31 protein-coding genes and 1 pseudogene are annotated in these 25,887 nt (G+C 45.9%); 4 read left to right on the top strand and 28 right to left on the bottom strand.

The window, feature by feature from the left end; translation table 11 throughout:
* Positions 1 to 352: 352 nt before the first annotated feature.
* The 11 genes from P364_RS0100385 to P364_RS0100335 form a co-directional block, all read right to left on the bottom strand.
* Positions 353 to 976: a hypothetical protein gene (locus tag P364_RS0100385; protein ID WP_152532654.1), complete on the bottom strand. Its 624-nt coding sequence runs from the start codon at positions 974 to 976 to the stop codon at positions 353 to 355.
* A 62-nt stretch (positions 977 to 1,038) separates the two neighbouring features.
* Entirely contained in the window at positions 1,039 to 1,425 is a 387-nt protein-coding gene (locus P364_RS0100380) for a hypothetical protein (protein WP_024628195.1), read from the bottom strand.
* Positions 1,426 to 1,461: 36 nt separating this feature from the next.
* A complete protein-coding gene (locus P364_RS0100375; protein ID WP_024628194.1) occupies positions 1,462 to 1,926 on the bottom strand; it encodes an NUDIX domain-containing protein in 465 nt (154 codons plus the stop codon).
* Positions 1,927 to 2,003: 77 nt separating this feature from the next.
* Positions 2,004 to 2,486, bottom strand: coding sequence for a hypothetical protein (locus tag P364_RS0100370; protein ID WP_024628193.1), 483 nt, complete (start codon positions 2,484 to 2,486; stop codon positions 2,004 to 2,006).
* A gap of 72 nt (positions 2,487 to 2,558) precedes the next feature.
* On the bottom strand, positions 2,559 to 2,966 hold the full coding sequence (locus P364_RS0100365) for a hypothetical protein (RefSeq protein WP_024628192.1): 408 nt from the start codon (positions 2,964 to 2,966) through the stop codon (positions 2,559 to 2,561).
* Positions 2,967 to 2,998: 32 nt separating this feature from the next.
* A complete protein-coding gene (locus P364_RS0100360) occupies positions 2,999 to 3,514 on the bottom strand; it encodes a GNAT family N-acetyltransferase (protein ID WP_024628191.1) in 516 nt (171 codons plus the stop codon).
* 204 nt (positions 3,515 to 3,718) lie between these two features.
* Positions 3,719 to 4,207 carry a cysteine hydrolase family protein gene (locus P364_RS0100355; RefSeq protein ID WP_024628190.1) on the bottom strand — a complete coding sequence of 163 codons (489 nt, stop codon included), beginning with the start codon at positions 4,205 to 4,207 and terminating at the stop codon, positions 3,719 to 3,721.
* On the bottom strand, positions 4,204 to 4,689 hold the full coding sequence (locus tag P364_RS0100350; RefSeq protein WP_024628189.1) for a DinB family protein: 486 nt from the start codon (positions 4,687 to 4,689) through the stop codon (positions 4,204 to 4,206). Before P364_RS0100350 ends, P364_RS0100355 begins: the two co-directional genes overlap by 4 nt.
* 31 nt (positions 4,690 to 4,720) lie before the next feature.
* On the bottom strand, positions 4,721 to 5,431 hold the full coding sequence (locus P364_RS0100345) for an AAA family ATPase (protein ID WP_024628188.1): 711 nt from the start codon (positions 5,429 to 5,431) through the stop codon (positions 4,721 to 4,723).
* 41 nt (positions 5,432 to 5,472) lie between these two features.
* A complete protein-coding gene (locus P364_RS0100340; protein ID WP_024628187.1) occupies positions 5,473 to 5,799 on the bottom strand; it encodes a DUF962 domain-containing protein in 327 nt (108 codons plus the stop codon).
* 20 nt (positions 5,800 to 5,819) lie between these two features.
* Complete coding sequence (locus tag P364_RS0100335) at positions 5,820 to 6,248, bottom strand: VOC family protein (protein WP_024628186.1); 429 nt, start codon at positions 6,246 to 6,248, stop codon at positions 5,820 to 5,822.
* Between the two features lie 172 nt (positions 6,249 to 6,420).
* Here P364_RS0100335 and P364_RS36700 point away from each other — a divergent pair.
* Positions 6,421 to 6,720 (top strand): annotated as a pseudogene (locus P364_RS36700) (LrgB family protein); the annotation flags it as partial.
* A 278-nt stretch (positions 6,721 to 6,998) separates the two neighbouring features.
* Here the strand turns inward: P364_RS36700 and P364_RS0100330 are convergent.
* The 4 genes from P364_RS0100330 to P364_RS0100315 form a co-directional block, all read right to left on the bottom strand.
* Entirely contained in the window at positions 6,999 to 8,636 is a 1,638-nt protein-coding gene (locus tag P364_RS0100330) for a glycerol-3-phosphate dehydrogenase/oxidase (protein WP_236642162.1), read from the bottom strand.
* Between the two features lie 257 nt (positions 8,637 to 8,893).
* Positions 8,894 to 10,387 carry a glycerol kinase GlpK gene (gene glpK / locus P364_RS0100325; protein WP_024628184.1) on the bottom strand — a complete coding sequence of 498 codons (1,494 nt, stop codon included), beginning with the start codon at positions 10,385 to 10,387 and terminating at the stop codon, positions 8,894 to 8,896.
* Positions 10,388 to 10,423: 36 nt separating this feature from the next.
* Positions 10,424 to 11,245, bottom strand: coding sequence for an MIP/aquaporin family protein (locus P364_RS0100320; RefSeq protein WP_024628183.1), 822 nt, complete (start codon positions 11,243 to 11,245; stop codon positions 10,424 to 10,426).
* 195 nt (positions 11,246 to 11,440) lie between these two features.
* Positions 11,441 to 11,998, bottom strand: coding sequence for a glycerol-3-phosphate responsive antiterminator (locus P364_RS0100315; protein WP_024628182.1), 558 nt, complete (start codon positions 11,996 to 11,998; stop codon positions 11,441 to 11,443).
* Between the two features lie 266 nt (positions 11,999 to 12,264).
* Between P364_RS0100315 and P364_RS0100310 the strand changes: the two genes are divergently transcribed.
* The 3 genes from P364_RS0100310 to P364_RS0100300 are packed head-to-tail and all read left to right on the top strand — an operon-like array spanning position 12,265 to position 15,140.
* On the top strand, positions 12,265 to 13,149 hold the full coding sequence (locus tag P364_RS0100310; protein WP_024628181.1) for a PRD domain-containing protein: 885 nt from the start codon (positions 12,265 to 12,267) through the stop codon (positions 13,147 to 13,149).
* Positions 13,146 to 13,652: a PTS sugar transporter subunit IIA gene (locus P364_RS0100305; RefSeq protein ID WP_024628180.1), complete on the top strand. Its 507-nt coding sequence runs from the start codon at positions 13,146 to 13,148 to the stop codon at positions 13,650 to 13,652. Before P364_RS0100310 ends, P364_RS0100305 begins: the two co-directional genes overlap by 4 nt.
* A 30-nt stretch (positions 13,653 to 13,682) precedes the next feature.
* Complete coding sequence (locus P364_RS0100300) at positions 13,683 to 15,140, top strand: PTS transporter subunit EIIC (RefSeq protein WP_024628179.1); 1,458 nt, start codon at positions 13,683 to 13,685, stop codon at positions 15,138 to 15,140.
* A 342-nt stretch (positions 15,141 to 15,482) separates the two neighbouring features.
* Here P364_RS0100300 and P364_RS0100295 read toward each other — a convergent pair whose 3' ends face one another.
* The 13 genes from P364_RS0100295 to P364_RS0100230 all read right to left on the bottom strand — a co-directional run bounded on the left by P364_RS0100295 (position 15,483) and on the right by P364_RS0100230 (position 25,859).
* Positions 15,483 to 16,496, bottom strand: coding sequence for a bifunctional glycosyltransferase family 2/GtrA family protein (locus tag P364_RS0100295; RefSeq protein WP_024628178.1), 1,014 nt, complete (start codon positions 16,494 to 16,496; stop codon positions 15,483 to 15,485).
* A 2-nt stretch (positions 16,497 to 16,498) separates the two neighbouring features.
* Positions 16,499 to 17,500 carry a phosphodiester glycosidase family protein gene (locus P364_RS0100290; protein WP_024628177.1) on the bottom strand — a complete coding sequence of 334 codons (1,002 nt, stop codon included), beginning with the start codon at positions 17,498 to 17,500 and terminating at the stop codon, positions 16,499 to 16,501.
* Positions 17,501 to 17,706: 206 nt separating this feature from the next.
* Positions 17,707 to 18,675 carry a radical SAM protein gene (locus P364_RS0100285; protein ID WP_024628176.1) on the bottom strand — a complete coding sequence of 323 codons (969 nt, stop codon included), beginning with the start codon at positions 18,673 to 18,675 and terminating at the stop codon, positions 17,707 to 17,709.
* Positions 18,676 to 18,800: 125 nt separating this feature from the next.
* Positions 18,801 to 19,430 (bottom strand): hypothetical protein, encoded by a 630-nt coding sequence (locus P364_RS0100280; protein ID WP_024628175.1) that lies wholly within the window; start codon positions 19,428 to 19,430, stop codon positions 18,801 to 18,803.
* 29 nt (positions 19,431 to 19,459) lie between these two features.
* Positions 19,460 to 20,029 carry a GNAT family N-acetyltransferase gene (locus P364_RS0100275; protein ID WP_024628174.1) on the bottom strand — a complete coding sequence of 190 codons (570 nt, stop codon included), beginning with the start codon at positions 20,027 to 20,029 and terminating at the stop codon, positions 19,460 to 19,462.
* A gap of 68 nt (positions 20,030 to 20,097) precedes the next feature.
* Positions 20,098 to 20,406 (bottom strand): hypothetical protein, encoded by a 309-nt coding sequence (locus tag P364_RS0100270; RefSeq protein ID WP_024628173.1) that lies wholly within the window; start codon positions 20,404 to 20,406, stop codon positions 20,098 to 20,100.
* A gap of 21 nt (positions 20,407 to 20,427) precedes the next feature.
* Complete coding sequence (locus P364_RS0100265) at positions 20,428 to 21,084, bottom strand: pyridoxine/pyridoxamine 5'-phosphate oxidase (protein WP_024628172.1); 657 nt, start codon at positions 21,082 to 21,084, stop codon at positions 20,428 to 20,430.
* A gap of 236 nt (positions 21,085 to 21,320) precedes the next feature.
* Positions 21,321 to 21,935, bottom strand: coding sequence for a histidine phosphatase family protein (locus P364_RS0100260; RefSeq protein ID WP_024628171.1), 615 nt, complete (start codon positions 21,933 to 21,935; stop codon positions 21,321 to 21,323).
* A gap of 79 nt (positions 21,936 to 22,014) precedes the next feature.
* A complete protein-coding gene (locus P364_RS0100255; protein ID WP_024628170.1) occupies positions 22,015 to 22,521 on the bottom strand; it encodes a DUF2569 domain-containing protein in 507 nt (168 codons plus the stop codon).
* A 445-nt stretch (positions 22,522 to 22,966) separates the two neighbouring features.
* The gene (locus tag P364_RS0100250) at positions 22,967 to 23,260 is read right to left on the bottom strand and encodes an RNA polymerase alpha subunit C-terminal domain-containing protein (protein ID WP_024628169.1); all 294 of its coding nucleotides are present in this window, start codon (positions 23,258 to 23,260) and stop codon (positions 22,967 to 22,969) included.
* Positions 23,261 to 23,305: 45 nt separating this feature from the next.
* Positions 23,306 to 24,313 (bottom strand): phosphotransferase, encoded by a 1,008-nt coding sequence (locus P364_RS0100245; protein WP_024628168.1) that lies wholly within the window; start codon positions 24,311 to 24,313, stop codon positions 23,306 to 23,308.
* A gap of 3 nt (positions 24,314 to 24,316) precedes the next feature.
* Positions 24,317 to 25,294 carry a GNAT family N-acetyltransferase gene (locus P364_RS36695; RefSeq protein ID WP_081717878.1) on the bottom strand — a complete coding sequence of 326 codons (978 nt, stop codon included), beginning with the start codon at positions 25,292 to 25,294 and terminating at the stop codon, positions 24,317 to 24,319.
* Positions 25,295 to 25,355: 61 nt separating this feature from the next.
* Complete coding sequence (locus P364_RS0100230) at positions 25,356 to 25,859, bottom strand: GNAT family N-acetyltransferase (RefSeq protein ID WP_029880610.1); 504 nt, start codon at positions 25,857 to 25,859, stop codon at positions 25,356 to 25,358.
* Between the last annotated feature and the right edge of the window lie 28 nt (positions 25,860 to 25,887).

Genomic DNA, 25,887 nt, shown 5'->3' with positions numbered 1-25,887 from the left:
TTAGCTCCTTCTAATAAATCAGATGGTATAACCCCCCCTCTCTGCCATTAATACTCTTATGATACTTGTCGCGTTGTCGAATTTCATTCGATTATTTTTCTGGTGGCAGTCCCATCCTTGTTTTAATGCGTGTTGAATGAGATTCGAAATCAGCTTGGGCTCATAGACAAATATATCCCACGTATCTTCCCAAGGGACAACAAACTCCACAAATGTAGATTTATACGTATTCGAAAATATACGGATTATAAGATCTTGTGCCTGCTCATCCACAACATACAGGAACAAAATGTCCTTTATCACTATTTTACGAACTTGTTTCTTGTATACCTTCAAAATATCACTCCCTTACTTAAGCAATACCACCTAAATGTTCAAACACCTCCCACGTTGTAAACAATTGTTTCAGTCTCCGGGCTGTCGTATGAATAAACTCTTCTATAGCTTCCATAGATAATATGCTCAAATCACCTAAGGGCTCATTTTCAAGGTTATTCAAAAATTCTACTTTTTCTTTTCTATACTGATATACCTCTTGCTCCAGCAACCCGCCTAAGTCAAAAGCTTTACCTGCTTCCAGCTTATTCAATAAATCATGGCCCTCAGTCCCTTTTCTCAAAATCATAAATTCTAGCTTCGTAACATCCTGCGTATAAATACTTCGTCCATTCGGATGAACTTCATATGCAGGATAAATCTCGAAAGTCCACACCCGGTCCGTATATACATGAGCGATGTACCCGCACAAATATTGCATGAACTTAGGATCACTATGCGCGCGTTCTTTGTTGGAATTGAAAAATGCCCTGAGCTCTTCGTCTGTTGCGAACTGTCCTGCCTCTGGCATGAGATGCGTTTTTGCCTTTTCGGCTCTTTCATTCGTTCTCACATGAATGGAGTCAGGTGCAAGACTTCCCACTATAAATTCAGGGGTTGGATTAGATAATAATTCAGATGTTATTGCAAAATGAACCATGGGCCAAGGCATGTAAGGACTCCTTTCTCTTTTCTTAATAAAATCTAATATGGTTTTATTACTTACAAAGCCAAGTGCACACTCTCTTGCACACTCATCAATTCAATATCCTCACAATAGAATCCCAATACCCCGTCTTCATAGTCCTCAACAAGATATTTCATCGGATGATACCCGTGGTCTTTCAAATCTCTAATATTAAAACCACTAATCTTCACTAGAACACCATTCGGCTGATAATGGAAACTTTCAATGTTATTGAATCTAAAAAGCAATTCATAAGTTGCATTTGAGAATTTCATCAGAAATGTAATGTCTGCTATCATGATATTTTCATAATATTTATCTTGTTTGATATACAAATTAACACCAGCAACCCACTCCAAATCTTGAACAGAAAATGCAAGAATAAAGGGGCTAAGTAACTCCAGATTTTTTATTATAATCAATCCCCACTTGATATTTAGCTAAGTTGTTTATGCATATTACACTCGTAGCAGCTCAGACTCTCCTTGCATCAAATCTATAAATACAGGCTTCTGTACCTTGTTGATTGTGGAAATATCAATTTCATCCAGACTTTTAAAAACAAGCTCTAGCGATTCATTCTGTTCATCTTCAAATAAAAGAGTTGTTTGATCCTTATCAAGTTTCCCATCCAACTCCGCGGTGACGTTAAACAGAAACATCACAAATACAACCTCGTTACCATCCGGATATGTATATTTCATTTTCTCACCTGTGTAGACGGAGGCCAGTTCATATGAACTCACAACAAGTCCCGTTTCTTCCTTTACTTCTCTAATCATGGTTTCTTCAATACTCTCCCCGGGCTCCATACCACCACCAGGTAATCCCCAATCGCCATAATCTGATCTTTGTTGCAGTAGAATTCTCCCTGTATGATCACGAATAACAGCTCCGCCAGTAACGACAATGCGACTTGTCATTAATCAAGCTCCTCTCTAATGGCTCGCTTCTCCTATAGTCAGCAGCAATGTTCCATAAGAAATTTCACTTTAGAAGATCAAATGCCAAAATGCACAATGCACTTCCCATTCACCTCAGCATCTTTTGCCATATTGGCTAGCTTATTTAATTCGTTTATCAATTCAACTCTGTTATACATGAGTTTCTCATAATAGCCCCTCTGTTCATTTCCATCAAAACAATAATCCCCTGTAAGCTTGATCTGATCAGGAGCAAGGTTGAATACATCAATCCATGCGCGAATTAGTTGATGAAACTTCAACAAAGTATCTTTTTCTTCAATAACCGTTATTCCATAGTTGTTCAGTCCACTACATTTTTTACAGGTAGATGGGTTCCACGTATTCAGCCAGTTAAGAGAATCCTGGATATATGAAAGGAACTCATCCTCCAAGCCAACATGTTCCTCTACCATTAGTCCGCTTTTATGTATATGTCCATGAGTATCCCATGAGTAGGAGGTGTAGATAGATTCATTTATTTCTGACTTATTTTCAATAATAAAATTATGCATAGGCATCTTTTAGTCCCCCAGTACTCTATTGGGCTCATTTTCATTCATCATAACCCATGTATTGGTAAATGCGGAAATCTAAAAGATCCTTTTTTTGACTAAAATCTCTGTTCCTTCTTCTTTGTATCTCTCAATAAATTCATTGGTCACATGATCATGATGAAGTATGCCCATATAGTCTGTGCCTGGCTTCTTCGGTCTGTAATCGGAATCAACCGTATAGATATTGAAGTGCACCTCATCTTCGTCTTCTGACACGTCTGTATTATTGAAAAGTACAATCACTTCATCTTTAGTTAGAAACAGAAAATCCCCTTGACTCTCAATAATATAAAAAGGAAATTTCATATCCTCTACGTGAATTAAATTTTGGTGTTCTTTCAGCTCTTCGGGGATTTGTTCCATGTAATGTAGCGCTACCTCTTCTGCTTGAAAAATTCCTGAAATCCACTTAAGCCTGCCTTTTGAAGCTACTATAACAAACAAATAATCATCCTTCCTATCACAATTCACATAATCTAGTCCGTTCTTGCACGTACAAAGGTTTGAGACAGAATCCGATGGCTGCCAGCGATGTTTTCAATTTCAATGCTATACTCAGACTCTACATATTCAATGTGATGTTGTTCATAGTATTTTTTCCAGAATGAAACAGCCGATTGGTTATTAGCCAGTTGCTCCACTCTGAATCTGCCCTGAAATTGTGCAAACACCAGATCAACCGCCTGAGCCGCTAATCCTTGTCCGCGAAACTTTTTGACCAAAAATAGCTCTTGAATTGTAAAGTCGACATCCTCATCTACATATGGAGGAGAGCAAACCAACACAAATCCGATTACCTTTCCTTCATAATGGATAAAAAACGGATGTAATTCCGATCGTTCCAGATAGAGATAGGTATTCGTCGGATCGTACTTCCCCTCTTCTAGCAAATCTTCACTCGAGAATTCGGAAAGATCATACAGATAAAGGTTATACAAGTTTAAAAATAATTCTTTCTGACTGTTATCGATTCTGGTGATCTGTACATTCATGTCATTACACCTCACTTTATTAATAAACCACAATTCCCCATCTTTAGTTGTATATCACGCCCCTGCTTACCACTTAAATGTATCGCTTCAACTCCAGTAAATATAGGTAAAGTTTAATTTAAACGATGAAGAATCCTTTCCATCATAAAAGGTTATGTATAACCAAAAACGGACACGACATCGTCGCGTCCATGGCACTCTCAATTACTTGATTAAATAATTAACTACAGGATAGGAAATCACATTCCGGTCTCTATAGGTTGAAATCACCGCTTCGGGATGCGTGCTGAGAATCCCATTTTGCAACATGACAGGTCTAAATCCTCGCTCCATCGCGCCATTGTAGGTGAACAGAACACATTCCTCGGCGGCAAATCCCGATATGATTAACAGCTCAACACCGTGACTCTTCAAAATCTGCTCCAAGTCTGTCTGCCAGAATGCATTGGAACTTTCCTTGGTAACTGTCAGATCCTTCTCATTCACATCAACCTCGGAAATAATACGATACGCTTCAGAATTTGAATCCTCCATCCCTTCCACGTCTTGTACATGAACTACCACATGGTCGCTCGAACGAAGCATATCTGCGACATGATTGATATATTCACAAGCGCGGTCTATTGCTTTTTGATCTAACTTATCTCGTACAATACTCTCTTGCATATCCACGATCAGAAAACCTATTTTCATATCATCTCTCCTCTTACTTTCTTTCTCAGCATCATGATCTGTCCAATATGATATGCATTATGAATACACACATTGGATATGACATTCCACCATGGGGCATTGAAGTAAGATGGGATGGTCATCCCTAATTTTGCATCATCACTATCCTCTACAGCCTGAATCCAGCGACTAAATGTTGCTCCAAGGTGTTCAATACTTTTCTGCCAATCTTCTTCACTTACCTGGGATGGGTTTACAATAAACGTCTCATCATTATTTATGTTATTATCCAAACCCACTTCACCCTCGATAAAACGCTCCAACCAGGTTTCATTCCAGAAAGTCAGATGATTCACCAACCCCCAGATTGATTGCCCCTCATCATTTACCCATAAGGCCTGCGCTGCGGTTATATCACATAACATTTCTTCCAGCGGCATAAACCAGCTCTTGTCATGATGACATGCAGCCAGTTGGTCCAACAACACCAATTTGGTACTCATGTTCACTCCCTGTCTCCTTTCAAAATAACAATTAGTCCTTGAACAACTCGTTCAGCATCCGGTCGCGGTTTTCCAGGAAACTGCGGGTGATCTGATAATGTTCTGTATCCTCATATTCCACTTCCTGAATCCCATCGTCGAAGCTCAGAATGCATGCTCCCGGATATCCCAGTAGAATCGGCGAATGCGTCGCGATAATAAATTGGGAATTGCCTGATAGATCATGAAGAATGCGCAACAAGGAGAGTTGACGGGCTGGCGATAAGGCGGCTTCGGGCTCATCGAGCAGATAGATGCCTTTGGAATTGAATCGGTTCACAAACAGATTGAGAAAAGACTCCCCATGGGATTGTTCATGCAACGAACGCCCGCCATAATACCTGAGCGACTCGGGCCCCAATTCATCTACATGCGATGCAAATTGATAAAAGGACTCCGAGCGCATGAAGAAACCATTCGTGATTTTTGGCAACCAGGCTAGACGCAAATAGTCACCTAATGATGATTCAGCAGCATCAATCTCAAATGCATTATTTTTCCCGCCCCCGGCTGTATTAAATCCACATTGATGAGCGATGCCTTCCAACAGCGTGGACTTGCCCGATCCATTTTCACCAACAAAAAAAGAAATGTTATTATTAAATTCCAATCGCTCCAATGACTGTATGGACGGTATATGAAACGGATATTGATCCGGATTTTCCACTTTATCAGACAGTAACTCCACACTTCGAAGATACATAGACACGCTCCTATTCTTATAACGTTGGACTCCTGCTGGTTTCAGTCCTCTTGATTGATCCACGGATGGATAATCTCTTTGCGGGTGATGATCTCAATGGTCTTGATAAAAAACCAGGTGAACCCGGCATAAAAACCGATATGCGGATATCGGAAAGCCGCTGGTTTGTTGCCTTCGTAATAGAAGTGCCCAATCCATGACAGGGCGTAATGGAGAAGAGCCAGAACCAGCATGATTTTGATATTAATGAACAAGAAAATCCAGGCTACAAACGCCGACAAAAATGCGAAATAATGCAAGATGAGGTTGTTCCGATCCTGATGTTCTTGAAGATAATAACGCAAATCTTTGCGAACACGATTCAACATGCGGTAACACTCATTTCACCTTAAAATATGATCATGGCTCCTTTTTCATCGAATACGGCGGTTGGATTCCAGGTGACTTCCCAACAGTTATTCTCCGGGTCCAGAAAATAAGCAATTCTTCCGCCCCAGGCAGCGTCATATGGTTCTCTGATTACATTCCCTCCGGCTTCACGAATTTTCCCAATGGTATCATCCACATCTTCCGCTTTATCCACATTGATTGCCAGTAAAGTTCCCTTCAATCCACCAGATGCATTGAATGTCATACCCGTATCTTTCTCAAGCTCCCGAATAGGATATAACGATAACAATACACCTGTCGTTTCAAAGACACTGTACTGATCTGAACTGATTGCTGTCTCACTCCAGCCAAGCTTCTGATAGAACGAACGCAGTTCAGGCAAATGTATTGCACCGATGGTGACCAGACTCACTCGCTGTGGAACCATATTCTTCTCCTCCCATATCTTTTTAACATGAATTTGGAATAGGATAACTCCAACCTGTGGATAAGTCATGTTTACGTCAATTGTTGTTAAGGACACCCCCTCTTCAGGTTATTGTGGGTACTTTAACCATTAGACAAGAGGTGCATGGTGTCCTGTTTCTTTTGCAAAAAAATCACTGATTGCAATGAACGTGTCGCAGACCATCGGCGGCGATCCAACCGTTACCGCTGTCTTTGTCATTCTGACCTGACTGAGCGGGTTGATTATCGGGCCACTTACGATGCGCCTGTTCCGCTTTGACAACGAGGTCTCGCGCGGCGTTTCTGTTCAGTACGCTGCTCAAGGCACCGGCACCTCGAAGACGTTCGAGCTGAGTCGGCTAACCGGAACGATCTCCAGCATCTCTATGGTGCTGGCCGCAGTGTTCACACTGGCAATCGCGTCGTTCCTCGTGCGACTGCTCCTGCACTAACAGCGTAATGGACTATTCACGAACAAAAGGTCGAGAACAGAGGTAAATTTGCTCCTGTTCTCGACCTTTTTTACGGAATCACAGAAGATCCTGTTAATTAGCGAATCCTTCTATTTTCTTCATTTATGAATATGCACGAAGCAATTCCGGAAAAGCGGAGCGTTCGCCTTTGGCCCGGAGGATCAATAGCAATTGGAGGAATGCTTCGTTCCCGGAGCGTTTCACCACATAAAAAAAGAGAAGCCCCAGTTCAATGGAGCTTCTGGGACTTCCTCCGCCTATCCAACCGACACAGTACTCTTCTCGTCTTCAGGCACCACGGCATAATGCAGCTCCGTCTCCAACTCCTCCGTGTACCACTCCTGCTGCTCTGCACTCCAGCCTGCCCGTTCGGCCATGAGCCCAATCACCTGTGTTTTCCACTGCTTCACCCAGGCAATATTGAAGAAGAGAGCGCCGGTGCGGCGGATGAAGAAATCAGCCGGCGTGACCGCCATCTCCTCCTCCATGGCGTACAGCAGCGGTACTCGCACCTCATCCGGAAGCGCACCCTCGGCCTGGCCCTGCTTCGGCCGGGCGGCAATGGCGAACAGCCGCTCGGCGTTGGAGCCGTAGCGTTTGACCCAGGCTTCCGCCAGTTGGCGTGGCACTCCGTGAGAAGCGCCCTTATCGGCAGTTGAGCGCACGAAGCCCTCAAAACCCTTGGAACCGCCCACATCTCCGCCGGACATGGTCAAGTCTCTGGTAACTGCGCCGCCATAGGAGGCACCTGCCCGGTTCTTCAGCAGCTCTGCTGCCCGATCCACGACCATCTCCGCCATTTTACGGTAGCCTGTCAGCTTGCCGCCCGCAATAGTGACCATCCCGGATGCCGACTCCCAAATTTCATCTCTGCGCGAAATTTCCGAGGGATCCTTGCCTTCCTCATAAATCAGTGGCCGTACCCCCGCCCAACTGGATTCCACATCCTCAGCGGTGATTTTCACGTCCGGGAACATATAGTTGATCGCATTGATAATATAGGTGCGGTCCGCCGTAGTCATTCGCGGATGGGCCGTATCCGCCTTATATACCGTATCCGTCGTTCCGACGTAGGTTTTGCCATCCCGCGGGATCGCAAACACCATCCGCCCATCCGGCGTATCGAAATAGATCGCCTGGTGCAGCGGGAAACGCTGCTGATCGAAGACCAGATGCACACCTTTGGTCAGCTGCAGAATCTTGCCTTTCTTGGACCCGTCCATTTCACGCATCGTGTCGACCCACGGCCCCGCCGCATTAATAACCAGCGTAGCCCGCACATCATAGCCCTCGCCCGATGCACGATCCTTCACATGGGCTCCAATCACACGACCATTTTCGTAGAGCAGCTTGGAGACCCTGGCATAGTTAGCTGCTAGAGCGCCGGAGGCGACCGCCTTTTTCATGACCTCGATCGTCATCCGGGCATCATCTGTTCGGTATTCCACGTAGGTGCCGCCGCCCTTCAAGCCTTCACGCTTCAGCAGCGGCTCTTTGGCGAGCGTCTCCTGTGCATCATGCATCCGCCGCCGCTCACTGCGCTTGACACCCGCCAGCCGGTCGTATACCTGCAGCCCGATGGAGGTCGTGAACTTGCCGAACGTTCCCCCTTTATGCATCGGCAGCAACATACGTTCCGGCGTCGTAACATGCGGCCCGTTCTCGTATACAATCGCCCGCTCCTTGCCAACCTCGGCCACCATCCCGACTTCAAACTGCTTCAGATAACGCAGACCACCGTGAACAAGCTTCGTGGAGCGGCTGGAGGTTCCTGCCGCAAAATCCTGCATTTCCGCCAGGGCCACCTTCATGCCGCGTGTAGCCGCGTCGAGCGCAATCCCTGCTCCTGTAATGCCGCCGCCGATCACCAGCACATCGAAATGCTCTCCAGCCATCCGCCGCAGCAGCTCGGCCCGTTCTTTTCCCGCAAATTTAACTGTTGTCATATATTCCCCTCCAATTTCTATTTAAATACACCTATCCCAAAATAATCCTATAGCACGACAAAAAAGAGACCACGAAACTGCACCCACGGCGGTGCCGGGTGTATCGTGGTCTCTCCGAATCTCCTGACAAGGATATTAACTTGGGTTCATCGTAACATACTGCTACGGAAAAATAAAGTATAAATCCGCCGCTTTTCAGCTGGTTATTATTTGAAGGCCATAGCAGCATGAACCGCCTTTTTCCAACCTTCATAAAGCCGCTCCCGGGTATCATCATCCATAGCCGGCTCAAAGGACCGCTCCACCTTCATGTGCGCGCGCAGCTCATCAAGGTCCTTCCAGAAGCCAACAGCCAGACCGGCCAGAAAAGCGGCACCCAGAGCTGTCGTTTCGTGAATTGCGGGACGCTCCACGGTAGAACTGAGAATATCGCTCTGGAACTGCATCAGGAAGTTGTTCAGAACCGCGCCGCCGTCCACCTTCAATGCCTTCATTTTGATACCCGAGTCGCTCTCCATGGCTGTCAGCACATCCCTGGTCTGATAAGCCAGGGCCTCCAGCGTGGCGCGGATGAAATGCTCCTTAGTCGTGCCGCGTGTCAGTCCAAACATTGCTCCGCGCACATCACTGTCCCAATACGGGCTTCCGAGCCCTACGAAGGCTGGAACCATATATACCCCATCGGTAGACTCTACACGGGCAGCATAAGCTTCGCTATCCTTCGCCTCTTTGAACATGCGCAGTCCGTCGCGCAGCCACTGAATGGCCGAGCCTGCCACAAAAATACTGCCTTCCAGCGCATACTGCACCTTACCCTCTTCCAATCCCCAAGCGATCGTCGTAATCAGCCCATGCTCGGATTCGACCGGCTGATCCCCTGTGTTCATCAGCATGAAGCAGCCCGTGCCATAAGTGTTCTTGGCCATGCCTTTGTCATAACAGGCCTGCCCGAACAGAGCCGCCTGCTGGTCGCCTGCTGCTCCGGCGATCGGCACGTTCTGGCCGAAGAAATGGTAATCGACGGTATGAGCGTACACCTCGGAAGAAGGGCGAGCCTGCGGCAGCATGCTTTGCGGCACACCCAGAATTTCCAGCAGCTCTTCATCCCATTTCAATTCATGAATGTTGTACATCAGCGTTCTGGCCGCATTGGAATAATCCGTTACGTGCGCCTTGCCGCCAGAAAGCTTCCAGATCAGCCAGGTATCAATCGTGCCGAACAGCAGCTCGCCGCGTTCAGCCTTCTCACGCGCGCCTTCCACATGATCCAGAATCCATTTCACCTTGGTGCCGGAGAAATACGGATCGATCAACAGCCCTGTTTTGCGGCGGAATACGTCGTTCAATCCCTGTGCTTTCAGCTCTTCGCAAATTTCGGCGGTCTGGCGGGACTGCCATACAATCACGTTGTATACAGGAAGGCCGGTTGTTTTATCCCATACCACGACCGTTTCGCGCTGGTTGGTAATGCCGATGCCGGCAATTTGCGCGGCTTTGACGCCCGACTCGGACAAACAGGAGGCGATGACTGCGAGAATCGAGCTCCAGATTTCATTGGCGTTCTGCTCCACCCAGCCGGGATGGGGGAAGTATTGCGGGAATTCATGCTGTGCCGTATATACGATTTCACCCTTGTGGTTGAATAAAATAGCTCGTGAGCTGGTCGTTCCTTGATCCAGTGACAAAATATATTTTTCCATAAATTACATCCTCCTATATAGTTAATTGAACAATCATCAAGCTACCAGCTTGCCTGCGGTTTTTGCTCCATTCTTGCGCCCGGCCTGCAGAGCAATAACGAGCACAACAGCGATCAGAACCAGCACCACCCAGAACGCCGGAATCAAGGCTCCTTTAAATACAGCACTGTAAAAAAGACCTCCGAACGAACCGCCCAGCAGCGGACCCACAATCGGGATCCATGCATATTTCCAATTGGAGCTTCCTTTGCCCGCGATCGGCAGCAGGAAGTGTGCAAGACGTGGTCCCAAATCCCGTGCGGGGTTGATCGCATAACCTGTCGTACCGCCCAGGGACAAACCGATGCTGACGACCAGGAAACCGACGAGCAGTGGATTAAGCCCTTCTGTGAAAGTGTTAGCCCCCATAGCCTGGAGAGCGAGCACAAAAATAAACGTCCCAATCATCTCGCTAAGCACATTCGAAAACGGATGATCAATCGCCGGCCCGGTGGCAAATACGCCCAGCTTCGCGCCCGGGTCCTCGGTGGCCTTCCAGTGCGGCAGGTAATGCAGATAGACAATCGCTGCACCGGCCATTGCCCCGATCAGTTGAGCGATAATATACGCAGGTACGTCTGCCCATGGGAACGATCCCTGGAATGCCAACGCCAGCGTCACCGCCGGATTCAGATGCGCCCCGCTGATTCCGCCAACCGCATAAACCGCAAACGCTACCGCCAGTCCCCAGCCCATGCTGATAACGATCCAGCCTGAGCCCTTCGCGAGTGATTTATTCAACGTCACCCCGGCGCAAACTCCTGCACCCAGTGTAATCAGAATCATTGTGCCTACCAATTCGGCTAAAAATGGTGTCATAATCCTATCCCCCCCTTAATTTCCCTAGCAAACTTCGTGTAACCACTTCCAACCGCACAAAAAAGAGAAGAGCCGTCACAAAACGCCCCCATGCTGCAGCATGGGATGTCTGTGTGGCTCTCCTCGTCTCCGTCACGGTGTATTAACTTGAGTTGAGCATATCGTAACATGTAAGCGGTGTCAACATGATTTTTTTCACAGACTGTACTGATCGAACAGACTCTTATTCGAGGTGGTGACCGCCGTAGCCCCGGCAGCGAGCGCCAATTCCACTTCCTCGACAGTACGGATCAGCCCTCCGGCAAGAATGGGAATGCCTGTCCGCTCACTGACCTCGGGAATCATTTGCGACATGACGCCGGGTAACACCTCAATAAAATCCGGCTGTGTTTTCTTGACCAGCGAGTAGCTCTTCTCCAGCGCAATCGTATCCAGCATGAACAGGCGCTGAATGGCCAAAATCCCCTTCTTCTTGGCTGTTGTAATGACGCCGGCGCGGGTGGAAATGATGCCAAACGGCTTTATTTCCTGGCAAAGATACTGTGCCGCATATTCGTCGTTCTTCAAACCCTGCACCAGATCGGCATGCAGAAGCATATTCTTCTCCCTGCCGCGGGCCATCTGATACAGGTTGCGGAGCTGCGCCACATGCGTATCCAGAAATACTCCGAACTTGTAATCACTATCCAATATCGCTTCAAACTGCTTCATGTTCTTGGCAGCCGGTATAATCTGCTGTCCGTAAAAAGCCATGTCTCGCCTCCTATAGGGTACCTTTTCATTTACACATTCCCTATATTAAACGACGAACAGACGGATGACAAAATTATGGTTGACGGAGTCATATCAGCTCCTATATGATGTAGGAAGAACGTATTATATAAAAACATAAAATGAATTGGCGTGTTACCACCCCAGAGGGCATGAGCCAAGAAGCGACGAGACCATACTCGCTTCTTGGCTCTTTTTGTCGTTCCTGAATGAAAGCGTTAACTTTAGAAACGAGGAGGCGGTGAACCGTGAGTAAAGGAATGATGCTGCAGGTGGAGCGGGTCGTCGGCAGCAATATTGTTCTGGCCCGGTCGCACCAGAATACCAAGGAGTACGTGCTGATCGGCAAAGGGTTGGGATTTGCGTTCAAGGGGGAAAGCACCGTTCAGGCCGATGATCCTCGGATTGAGAAAAGGTTCCGGCTGGAGGACCGGGAGGAATGGGGGCAGGCGCAGGAGCTGATGAAGGACTTGGACCCGAATGTCATCGACATCTCTGACCGGATTATCCGTCTCATCACTGAGCAGTTTCCCGGCAAGCTGAATGACAAGATCTACCTTGCTCTTCCGAGTCATATTCAGTTCACCTTATATCGGATCCGCAACGGGATGGAGATTCTGAATCCTTTCCTTATGGAGACAAAGCTCAGTTTTCCGAAAGAATTCGAAATCGCCTCGGAAGCAGCGGCCATGATCGGAGAGGCCTTTGGCGTAGAGGTCCCGGAGGATGAGGCCGGGTTCCTGACATACCATGTGTACTCCTCCGTAAACCACGTTCCTGTCGGACAGCTGGTTAAGGTATCAAATGTGATCAGCAAGCTTCAGTCCATTATTGAAGAGGAGGGTGGCGTTCGCTTTGAGCAGGGCAGCCTTAGCCAGGCAAGACTCATGATACACCTGCGCTTCTCCATGGAACGCCTGTATCAGCAGCCGATGACGGCCCCCACCTTCGCACCATATGTGCAAAATGAGTATCCGTCCGAATACCAGCTGGCCAGAAAAATGAGCGCTGTAATGGCCGAGGATTTGGGTACAGAGGTACCCGAGGAAGAAACGGCTTTTCTCGCCATGCATTTATACCGACTTTTTCAAACCCATGCCAAAACCAACAACAGAAAGGACAACACACAATGATCTGGAAATGGAAAAACAACAAATCTGCCAAAACATCTGAGACGATATCCGTCGCCTCCCCACTCACCGGAACCTGCGTCAGTTTGGAAGAAGTGCCTGACGAAGCGTTCGCGCAAGGACTTATGGGACCGGGAGTTGCAGTGATTCCCCAGGAGGGCAGGCTGGTCGCCCCTATCGACGGCACTGTGGTGCACCTGATCAAATCGCATCATGCCGTAATGATTGAGCATGCTTCCGGGCTGCAGCTGCTGCTGCATATCGGTATGAATACTGTCAGCCTGAAAGGACAGGGCTTCACACCCCAAGTGCAGACCGGGGATCAGGTCGCTGTCGGTCAGACCCTGATCGAATTTGACCTGAATGCGATCGCTTCGGCCGGTTATCCGGTCATCACCCCTGTCATCGTTGCGAATGCGGCAGAACAGCCGTGGGAGTCACACCCGGAGTATGGCAATGTAGAAGCAGGCTTGGGAACTATCATGAAAGTCAGCTTGCCCAAATAACATAAATCTGGAAAAGAAAGGAAGAACAATATGCTGAAAGTACTGCAAAAGCTGGGAAGATCCCTGATGCTTCCTGTAGCAACCCTGCCTGCGGCAGGTATTCTTCAAGGCTTGGGTCTTCTTAATTATGAAAAGGACATTCCGCTCGGACCCGTGATAGGGGGATTTCTCAATCAGTATGTAGTTCCATTCCTGAATGAGGGGGCGGGGGCGATCTTCGGCAACCTTGCGCTCATCTTCGCCATCGGGGTGGCAATCGGACTGGCGGGGGATGCGGTCGCCGCGCTTTCCGCCCTGATCGCTTATATGGTGCTGACGCGGATTCTGGGAGCCGTTCCAGGTGTATTCGGCTATATTCCTGACGATGTCAAACTGGATATGGGCGTATTGGGCGGGATATTTGCCGGACTACTTGCAGCCTATATGTATAAAAAATACCACAATATCAAGCTTCCTGACTGGCTCGGCTTCTTCTCCGGCAAACGCTTTGTGCCGATGGTCACCGCCGGCTCCATGCTGGTGTTGGCCATCCTGTTCGGCATGATCTGGAGCCCGATTCAGGATGCCATCGGCGCTTTCGGCGCCTGGATTGTAGGCTTTGGCGGCGTTGGCTCCATGGTGTTCATGATCGCCAACCGCCTGCTCATCCCGCTCGGTCTGCATCATGTCCTCAACTCCATCGCCTGGTTCCAGATCGGAGATTATACCAATGCAGCCGGGGAAGTCGTGCACGGCGACCTGACCCGCTTCTTCAACGGAGACCCTACGGCAGGCATGTTCATGTCTGGATTCTTCCCGATTATGATGTTCGCTCTTCCGGCGGCGGCGCTTGCCTTGATTCATACAGCCCGGCCTGAAAAGCGCAAAATGGTCGCTTCGATCTTTATCGGCGCAGCGGTGGCTTCGTTCTTAACGGGTATTACCGAGCCGCTCGAGTTCTCCTTCATGTTTGCGGCGCCTCTGCTGTATGTGGTGCACGCTATTCTTACCGGTGCAGCGGCCCTGATCATGTACCTGCTGAATGTTAAGCTGGGCTTCGCCTTCTCGGCAGGTCTGATCGATTACCTCGTGAACATGAAGCTGTCGACCAATCCGCTGCTCATGATCCCGGTCGGACTCGCATTTGCGGTCGTCTATTATTTCCTGTTCCGGTTCATGATTGTGAAGTTCAACCTGAAAACGCCGGGGCGCGAGGATGACGCTGATGATGCCGATGTCCCCACTGATGCTTCCGCCGTGGCAGCGGCATCTGCCGACACCAAGGCTGGCAAAGTGCTCGCCGAGATCGGGGGAACAGATAATATCGAGAGCATCGACGCCTGCATCACTCGCCTCCGACTTGTTGTTAGGGACGACAAAGCCGTCAACGACCAGGCGCTCAAACAGCTTGGCGCTTCCGGCATCATGAGGCTCGGTGGCGGAGCTGTGCAGGTCATCTTCGGCACCCAGTCCGAAATTCTGAAGGATGAGATTAAGAAGCTGATGTAACGCTCGTCCTCCTTTGAGTTTAAAAAGGTCGAGAACAAGGGTAGGTTCACCCTGTTCTCGACCTTTTTTTGTTAACCAAGAAGCGCAGATATTCTTTCGAGTGGCCATGTCTTCTTTTGGTTTATGAGGTAGGGGTGAGCACGAAGCAATTCCGGAAAAGCGTCAGCGTTCGCCTTTGCCCCCTAATTTCTTCGGCTAAAACATCATTTGAAATTTGGGGGCAACTGCGATTAGAGGAAAATCCCAACTACCTCCATCGTACCCCATAACACAGTTAACATGAAACGGTTTTGATTGAAAAAAAGAGAGCAAGCGGTATGCTTACTCTCTCTGAGTTTGAGTTTAATACACAAATCTGCGCTGCGCCCAATAGCTGAACACAAAGATCGACACCTCGGTTAACAGCTTGGCTGCAATCAGCGGGATAATGAGCTTTTCATTGTAGAAGTATAGCAATCCGTAATTTAACAGCAGAACCAGAATGACCAGCGAGAAGTATTTCGGTAAAGACTGACGGACCCTAGACGTTTTCCCGGTTGAAAATACATACTTCCGATTGATCGTATAGTTGAAGATGGAGCTGCAAAGTCTCGCTGCAACCACCGATAGGAACAGATTATGCGTGAAATATTGAATCACGAACAATAAGCCAAAATCAATCAGGGCCGATAACACCGAAGACGTACTGAACATCAGAATCGGCATATAAATGCGGAATGAATCGACCAACGGGCGAAAATGAGAGGATTTGTTATGATCCAGATAGACCGTATCAATAAACTCTTCCGTAATCTCATACCCTTCTTTATGCGCTGTTAGCAGCATGTTCATCTCGTATTCAAATCGTTCCCCCGGAATCTGACACAGCCAGTCCAGCATGGAGTACGGAAAACCTCGCAGGCCTGTCTGTGTATCATATACTTTAGTACCTGTTGTGAGAGAAAAGACACCTCGTGTGACCGTATTTCCGAAACGACTGCGCTCTGGAATGGCTCCACTAAAACGACGGCTACCCAGTACCATGCCGGGGATGGTCTGCTCCAATAGTACATCAAAAATGCGTTTGATATCATGTGGGAGATGCTGTCCGTCACTGTCCGCGCACACAATTCCGCCCTGTGGCCCATGTTCCTTGATATGTTGAAAGCCTGTCTTGAGCGCACGTCCCTTGCCCAAATTGACCGTATGTGTCAGGACCGTGCACCCATAGGCTTCTGCCGTCTCGAAAATCCCCCGATAACCTGGGCCGCTGCCATCATCTACAATAACAATGGGTCCTAACTTAAACGTCTGCAACTGTAAAACGAGATTTAATAAACGAACATCCGGTTCGTATGATGGAATTAATATCGTCATGATTATTGCCCCTCCTTCAGATAAAGGATGTCACTTACGCCACGTTCCTGATTTTTGCCCAGTGGATTGTTGACAACCCGACCCATGAAGTACATGGTGGATGAACCGCCGCCGTCCAGATTGTAGGCTTCTGTTGCTCCAAGACCTTTCATGACATCTGCAAGCTCAGCGAGTGTCATGCCGCGGCTGTCATCCTGCCGTCCGTCCACCACAACGAACATATAATGATTGGGGGCAATCATACCGATCCCGGTTCTTGGGTTCGCATCCTGGATCGATCGGTTACCAAAGTTGTTATCAATTTTCACACTGCTAAAATCACTTACAATCTCACCGTTCTGTATCAGAATCGGTCCAAAAGATAATGTATTCGTCGCACCTTCTGCCAGCAGTTCCGATGAGGAAACTTCCGTTTCGTTGTACGTCTTCATCGTACCGTCACTGAATAGCGCCATCGCATCACGCACCGGATCATCCCGATATACCGTACCATTACGGATAATCACGCCATCGTCGCGGAAACCGTAGTAGTCTCCATTGATTGCAAAGATCGCATTGTTGGCCGCTGCAATTTCTGAAGTGTTTTCGGTAATATTCGTGCCAAAGCTGTTATCTGCCAAAGCCGATTTCAGACTGCTCGCGTCCGTCATCTGTACATCTGCGACGTAATACGTAATCTGGTCCGAGCCGGAACTCGTCTGCACTTTGTCGATCTTGACCTGCATATCATCGCTGGAGTAGTTCCAGTCATCTGACGTTGCATTCACTTCGGTTGCGTTAACCTCAGCCGTGTTTGAATCGCTGCTGACCGCTGCAGTGTTATCGTCTGCCACTACTACTTCTACATGTCGAATCAAATACCGGTTCGCCAAACTGTATATCACTGTGCCTAGCCCCAGTATGATGACAAGCGTAAGGATCATCCATTTCCGTCTGGACTTGGGTTTCGTGTTAAGTTTGTTGTTCTCATTGTTGCGCTGGTTGGGTTCTCTGTGCATCGTCATACGTGAAATTCACCTCTTAATAAAGTTCTTAAGGCTCATGATAGGTCGGATAGCTTAAATGAATCTGAAACATGAGAACGCAAAAAAAGAAGATCGCGCTGTCTCCGTCGAGGAGATCATGCAACCTTCTGATTAAATGATGATGAATGGATTTTATCCTACATATGTATAAACCCAACAGGCACAGTTCAGAGTTGAACCGCCTTTTATAAACGTTGTTGTTCGCCTGCAAAAAGAGCATCGTATGCAGGGCAGGGCTGCTTTTCCAGATAATCCGTTAACGATTGCGGCTGTTTGGTATAAATATCCTTCAAGGACGTTCCCTGATAGATATTACCAATGACAACTGGATGGCATAACTCACAAATGAGAATATCCCCGTTGCCATGCAAATGAAGCTGTTTGGTTCCATCCACACAATTGGAGAAGTACACACCCGGCTGTTCATTCAAACCCAATTTTTCGGCAAAACGAACCATACAGGTAAAATATAACGTCATATCTTGCTTCTTGTGCTTGATTAGCTCGTTTACGGAGTGGATGAGTGACTCCTTGGTGACAATCTGGCTCCACTGGCTATGCGGCATCAAGATGCTGTTCTGGATTTCATGGATGCGTACACCCAGATCATAGACTTTATCGCTAATGGCCTGCATGTTTGCCTGGGTACCTTCAAATAGCAGCGTCTCCAATACGGTTTCCAGCCCCGCCTCAGTACAAAGACGGATGTTGTGCTCCAATCGCTCATACATGCGGGGATGTACACGATAATAGGCGGCATATGCATCCGGGTCCGTATAATTGAACGAAATATGAATATTGGATAAGCCCGCATCACGCAAGGCATGAATTCGTTCTTCCGTCAGCAGGCTGGCATTGGTATTTAACTGCGTGTCGATGCCATGTGCCCCGCAATAGTTCACAATCTCCAGGCAACCCTGATATTTCAGGGTCACCTCTCCCCCGGATAAACGCACCCGCTTGAGCTGAGGAAGTTCACGGATAATTCGGATAACCTCCTGACCGCTTATGCATTGCCCATCGTCCCGATTGTATGCGCAGCAATAGTCGCATTTGTAATTGCAATTGGAGGTCACACCGACCTCCAGTCCTTCCAATTCATATACGCCGGGTGTTTCAAGCTCCAGTGATTTATATCTGTTTTTCGCTGTCAATTTGATGTGCCTCCCGATTCCTTATCCATGTTTTTTCAACTTGGAGATTATAGCGGATCCCGGTCGATGCTCGATATGACATTATGTACGTTGGGATGTGAAGAACAGAGTAACCCCCAGCCATTTTATTGAGTTTCAGTCCATCTATGTTCAGGATGATATGCAAATTCATAGTCTGCGATCATCAAGAATGACACACGTCTTTGCTGATCAAGCACCATGGATAAAATCATCAAATTTTCATAGCCTCCTTCAAGTGCGAATTTATCAAATGACGTTATTACACTGTAGTTGCCTTGTTTATCTCTCTCCATGAGATACGTAATTGAGCGTACTTTTCTTTGATTAGAATCAATAAAGGCTTTCTTTCCGTATTGCTGGATTACTTCTTGAATTGTACTGCCATAACCTATGCCACTTGGCGTTTTATATTTTTTGGAGTTTGCTGCCGCATCATCGATCACGATTCCATCCACAATTCCTTCTTTGTAATGAATCCACATACCTGTGTATTGGTAAACATTCGTATGATAATAATAATCCACGTGTTTCCCCAACTGCTGCTCAACCTCTGCTCGAGTATCTCCGATTTGAATGGTGATATTCTTTGCTTTATTCTGAACTTTAAATTCTTCTTCTGTAAATATCATAGGCGCAGGAGGCAGATTAGAGACTTCGGACAGACTATCGGATACTTCAGAGTTACTTAAAAGAGTCATAAAAAGAACAACAAATAGTATTCCTTTGGTCAACATTAACATTCCTTTCAAACATGTTCAGCAGGTTATAACAATTGAAAATCTTCTCTGGTCATCGCATACATTTTCAAATCCTGAATTTCGTTTTTTATTTTCATATAATTCCGTAAAACTCCTTCGAATTTCATGCCGGTCTTTTCCATGACCTTTGCGGAACCGATGTTTCCGACCAGACATTTAGCCTGAATTCGTTCCAACCCGATGTCTTCAAATCCAAATTGAATGATTCGGCTAACCGCTTCCGTCATGATGCCTCGACCCCAGTACTCGTTGGATAACACATAACCCAATTCCACCCTCATACTGTTGCTGTCGCACCCCAAATAGTTGCAACTGCCAATCAGCTTCTTCGTTTGTTTATCCTCGATCCCCCATGGTCCCAGCTTATCCACCTCATATCGACTCATGACAAAATCAATAAAGGCTTTGGTATCCTCCTTGCTCTGATGTGCATCCCAGGTTGTGTACTCGGATACAGCAGGAACCGCGCAATAACGGTACATCTCATCCAGATCATCATAGGTAATGGGTCTAAGGAAGGTTCGTTCAGTTTCCAATACCGGAAATGGGTCGAAATAGCTTTCAATAGACTTCATTTGTATGCCTCCCCGGGTTATTCAAATTAGTTTTGCTGCCGTTGCTTATAAGGAATCACTTTGTCCCGTTATTCTGTGTTGTTCCGGCTTTCCGCTTCTTGATCTACAATTCCATGACTCACAAATCGCTTGATACTTTCTTTGATCTTGGAGCTGGTTGCTTCATATTCCGCCCATATTAAATAGAACAACCCCAGGATTAAAGCAACTATACTCCAATTTCTCGGAGCAGTCCCAACATAATTCAACATCTCCTGGAACAAGTCCGAACTCCATGAAGCTACACCAGAACCAAAAATAGCAGCAGTTAAATATCGAACACCGTACAGAAATGCCGCTATGACCAGCAGAAGTGTCCCTGTAGTTCTACGACTCACACATATTCCCCCTTTATAAAATCACGGCCATAACTTCTGGTGCTTCCATTGCCCTTGATGCAGAACATATTGGATTCGCAGATGCTTCCGCTCCGGGTCTCCCTGCCAGAATTCAACTTCCTGTGCGTTCACGGCGTACAGTCTCCAATTCGGCGTAATAACATCAGGATCTTGGCTGATTCGTTCCTTCTGAGCGGTAATGGCACGTTCCAATTCTTCCTCGCTCTCAAGCTCCTGACTCTGCCTTCCTGTCATCGCAACTGCGCGTGCCCCTACCGATCTTTTCCTAAAATCGGCCGCCCCCGCTTCCTCTCCCATATCCTCAGCGGTCCCCCTTACTCGAATCTGTCTGCCTAGGGCTGGCCAATAAAAGGTCAGTGCCACCTGCCGATTTTTATCCAGCTGCTGACCTTTTCGACTCTCCGAGCCAGATGCAAAATAAAAAGCTTCGTCAACTAAGTCTTTCAAGATTAATACTCGTGCATCTGGAAAACCATTCGAGTCCACTGTCGAGATCGTCATCGCATGAGGTTCTTTCACCTCATAATCAATAGCCAGTCTCAGCCAATCCAAAAAAAGCTCCCCAGGTCGATCCGGTAACAGCTCGGTATCCCAAGACGGAAAAGGTCCAGACAAGGACTTCAACCCGCGCAACAAATCACTCGGTTTATCACTCATATCGACAACCTCCTTAGACTTCCATTTCATTCCATTGTAGCGTAATTGAACGTAATTTATTTTTATAAGATTTAAACTCATTACGTTTCCTTCATCCAACGGCTTCAATTCTCTATAATAATCTTCCAGGTATAGTCTAGTTATGGTGGATATAATCTCGTCTTTGGTGACTTCTTTTAATAGAATTAGATTGGCATCAATTCGATAAAATCCATTATGGCTTATCTCATCATTTTCTAACCTAGATGATTCATCATATTCATGCTGCTAAACTCCCAACCATTTAGTCCTTTTTCAACCGTATGAACACTGGTATTCCCTATAGAATGAAACTCCGATGTATTAGTCCAATTTTGGTGTCCTAAGAGATAATAAAGTATGTTAATTACTCCACCGTGCGTAACCAACAGAACATTGGATTCGACCTTGTGCTCCTCTATACTCTGGCATAAATTTCGAAAGGATGTACATATTCTGTTATAAAAATTTCGAGGGCTTTCTCCTCCTGGAAACGGGGTATCCATTCCAAGCTTGTTAAAATAAACTCCTGCATAGTTCACTTCAGCTTCCTTGTTTGGCATGCCAGCCAAATCTCCGTTGTTCATTTCTCTCCAGTCCTTCAGGTAATGCGCTTTTATATCCAGCCTTTTTTCAAGCTCTTTTGTAGTCTGTACTGCACGTGGGAGGTCACTGCTAATCACCGTATTGATCTTATATTGCTCTGAATGATGATACAGATAAACTCCGAGCCTCTCCGATTGAATAATACCTTGCTCAATGAGTCCTCGCTGACTCCAGCCACCTCTGTATCCCTCCTCATCCATCCCATGCCTTACTAAGAAAATCTTCAAGATTTCTCCTCCTCAATTTGAATCCTCTTATAACAAACCCCGGCCTTAAATCTTCCATCTTAGGTCGGGGCTTATGTTTTTATCTGACAAACGTATTATGAACTCGTTCTGATTTAATAAAGTAAGGAATCCATATGGCACAGGTAAGTACCGACTTTACAATATCTCTTACCGAACTCCCATCTTCAAGCTCTCTGGCCATCGGAATCTGAAGCAGCAATAAATAGTCAATAATACCCACAACTAGACTGACACTATAAAACATAATCATAAGACGAGGGAATATCGATTTTTTTCTATAAAAAGCAATGACAGTGTATATGCTAAACATTAAAAATAGCGCATTATATACTGTTTCAAAAATGATGACCGGGCCCCATAACGGGTGATAATAGTCCGATTGATCTGAAGTTAACAACTCCCATGACTCTGTAGTCACTGCTGGCAAACTATATTGAAATAGTTGTATTGCGAGCAAAATGATTGTAAGAAAAAGTCCGATTTGAATGAGGATCAACCATCCCCCAAGTCCCGATACACCTAATGGTCGATAGTCTACCTTCGACTCCTCTACATGTGGTTCCACTAATAACACTCCTTATTCTGTTTTGTCATTCTGAGATGATTACTCTACTGTAGTTCTCAACATGCTACGTGTTACTTTCAACCTCTTTTGATACTCTGTATGTATCTGTCTAGTACTTCCCTGATAGCTCCCTGCTGCTACCTTTCATTGTTATCGGGTTTTGTCACAACTTCTTTATTGTACATCACAGAGGAGTAAAACGATACAAAATTCACCAATTCAGGTCATGATTCGGAAAATGAAAACCTTAGCTATACTTCTGCCATGTTCAGCAACGTATTCTTCCACCATACTGTACTTAACTCGTGCAGAGATGGCATATCTGCATATAACGTTCAAGCAAGGCAGATCCGTTTACTCCTCTATTAAAGGAATCTGTTGTACCAGGTAACGGTTGAGGAAATGGTTTCCGGTTTGGATTAGTGGAAATTAAAAAAGAAGAGGGTTACTTATTAAAGGATAATCCCTCTTCTTCGAGCGCTTGTCGAAGTTTTGGCATCGCTGATGGCCCAATTCCATGCAGCTTCAAAATCTCTTTTTCAGTGTATTGCGAGAGTAGCTGCAACGTTATAATTCCCTGATTCTCCAGCGCTCGTCTGGCGGGTGCAGACAGCAATGCAAGAAATCCCTCTTTCGGTTTTCGTTCCTTCTCACAGACCGGACAGGTTGGACAATCGCTACTTTTGTAATAGGCATGCCCTTGTTCGCATGTTCTTAATGTTCCTTTAGTTTTTGCCATGTGAGTCTCTCCTTTCCGTTTTATCAGATAACAGTTATCTCGGATTTAGATACTCAACCAGTTCTCAACATCTGAGATCATATCCTCGTATTGTTTTAAAGCCTCTATAGTCCATGTAACTTGTGATGTTCCCATTTGTTGTTCTTCATTGTCAGTACATTCAATCCACAAGGAGCGTTTTAGACTGTATTCGAGCCAGTCCAACTTTCCGGCAAAACCATTTTCGAGAACCATTCTCCAATTGGCGTTTAAATTCCCAACTCGAGACCGATATCCATCTATAAAAGCTATGAACCTTTCTTTGCACACGTTTCCGGTGTGATCTACAGACCAATACATAGCTGTTTCCACCAGATCATGCATCGGATTGATATAACCCGCTGATTCCCAATCAATAATGATGGGATTGTTCTGCTGCCACATCACGTTCTTAGGCTCCAGATCTCTATGACTAATAACTGTATCTGATCCCAGCATGACTGATGATTTTTTTGCCTGAGCACTCCACTCATATAGCTTTTGAAGGTTATTACCTAATAGAAGCGTCCAATCAGAGTCTTCTTTCTGCCCTTTGTTTAGATAATAAGTCCAATCTGTTTCTTTCGAATGATCCAACTGAAGATTAGGAATTTGAAGTTGCGAAAAATCAGTTTTATGAATATCCGCAAGAATCATGCCCATATGCTCACAATGAGTTTCGGTTAGTTCATGAAGCTCCAAACTTTCACCATCAATCCAGTCAAATATAAGATAGCATTGATTATCTAATATTTGCATTGAAGAACCGTTTATCACTTTGGCAGGTTGAGCATGGATAAAATTTGCTGCCAAGCTTGCTATTTTTTCGGATTGGATATAATTCTGCATAGCTATAGGTCTACTCATAATTTGAGGATTCAGTGCTTTCACAGCATATTTAGCTTGCGTGGTTTCAATGGCATACATGCGATGTAAAAGCCCACCCGAGATTGCCTTGGGCTTACTGATCAACTCACCAAGATCTAATTCAGTGATGAGTTTTTCGAATTTTAGATTATATTGAATATTATTCATAGGCTATAACACCTTTTGAAAACTACCAATATCCAGTCTTCGCTCAAACTTATATCCCACGCCTTTAAACATCGCACATTGCTCATATCCATGCTTTTCAAATAAGGATATACTGCGTGTGTTTTCCATACAAACGGTAGCAATCAATGTGTAGAATCCTTGCTCACGTGCAACATCCTCTATAAAACTTAACGCTTTTCCGCCAATACCTTTCCCTACGATGCCCGGTTTCAAATAAATCGTTACTTCAGCCGAGAAATCATAGGCTTGTTTGCTCTTGTATTGGGTAATTAGCACGTAGCCTTTCATTTCGTTCTTTTCATTAATGACAAACGATTTAAACCGCGGATTTGGGTTCATGACAGATGCTTTGATTTCTTCCAGAGTCAATTCCTCGGTATGAAATGAGATGGTCGTGTTGGATACATAGTAATTATATATTTCCCTGACCTCAGTCAAATCCTGTTCTGTTATTTCTTCAAAAGAGTAGACTGGCATTTTCATTTTCATACTGATAAATAACATGTCTTCGTCATTCACTTTGCTATAAAACTCCTTATCTCTTTTAAAGCCTGTCCGCTCATACACTTTAATTGCTCGCTCATTGAATGAGGCGACAACCAGCCGAAACTGAGAACGTTTAAATTGGTTTTGCAAGAATACTAAACTTTGTTTAAGGAATACAGATCCTATCTTTTGCCCTGTCAGATCTGGATCTAATCCGAGGCCTATATCCAGATATCTTTCTTCTTGATACAGTCCGATTGCGGTTCCTCCCGGCACACGAGCTGATCCCCCGCAACAAATAAATCCTACTAACCTCTCCCGTTCATCCAGGACTGAAAAGTACTCTCCATTCATCAACTCATGAATATCTTCATCGGAATCAGAGAAACTGTACATTTCGTATTCATGATCATACTTCCAGGTAACGATTCTTTCCGCATCAATTAATCTCATTGGATAATAGGATAAAAGCATAAATAGACCCCCTTCTTATACACGTACGACTTAACGAAACGAAACTGTATAGAGGACAACATCATTGTTTTTCATATAGACTGGCACTCCAGCTCCCCAGTTCCACTCTTCGGATATATTGGAATCCATAATCCTTGTAGTATTGATTAAGTCTAAGATTATCTGCCATGCAATCCAGCCTGATCAAGGTCTTGCCTTTATGTCTAATATTCTCTTCTGCTGATTTTAGAAGGAGTAGGCCTATATTTTGTCCTTTCAAATCTCTATTCACTGCGAATCGGTGTATGTATCCGGAATTGGTGTTGTCGAGTTCTTTCCAAATCAAGGGATCTGACCATGTTAAGGTGTACGTGCCTACGACTTCATGATTCATTTCAGCAAGATATACTTCTGATCCATCATTCATGAATTCAATGACTTGTTCCGAATTGAAGTACTCCGGACGCCATTGATATATCTCTTTGGAGTTCAGCCACCGAGCAGACTCTTGCCATAGGTTCAACACACTTGGTGCTTCCTCCGGTAATGCAAGTCTAGTTGTGAGTTTAGTATTAAGTTGCTCCATCAAGATCCCTCGCTTATTCAAAGTCAAA

The sequence above is a fragment of the Paenibacillus sp. MAEPY2 genome (assembly GCF_000499205.1).
Lineage (GTDB): Bacteria > Bacillota > Bacilli > Paenibacillales > Paenibacillaceae > Paenibacillus > Paenibacillus vandeheii.
This window is presented reverse-complemented; position numbering and strand designations above follow the sequence as displayed.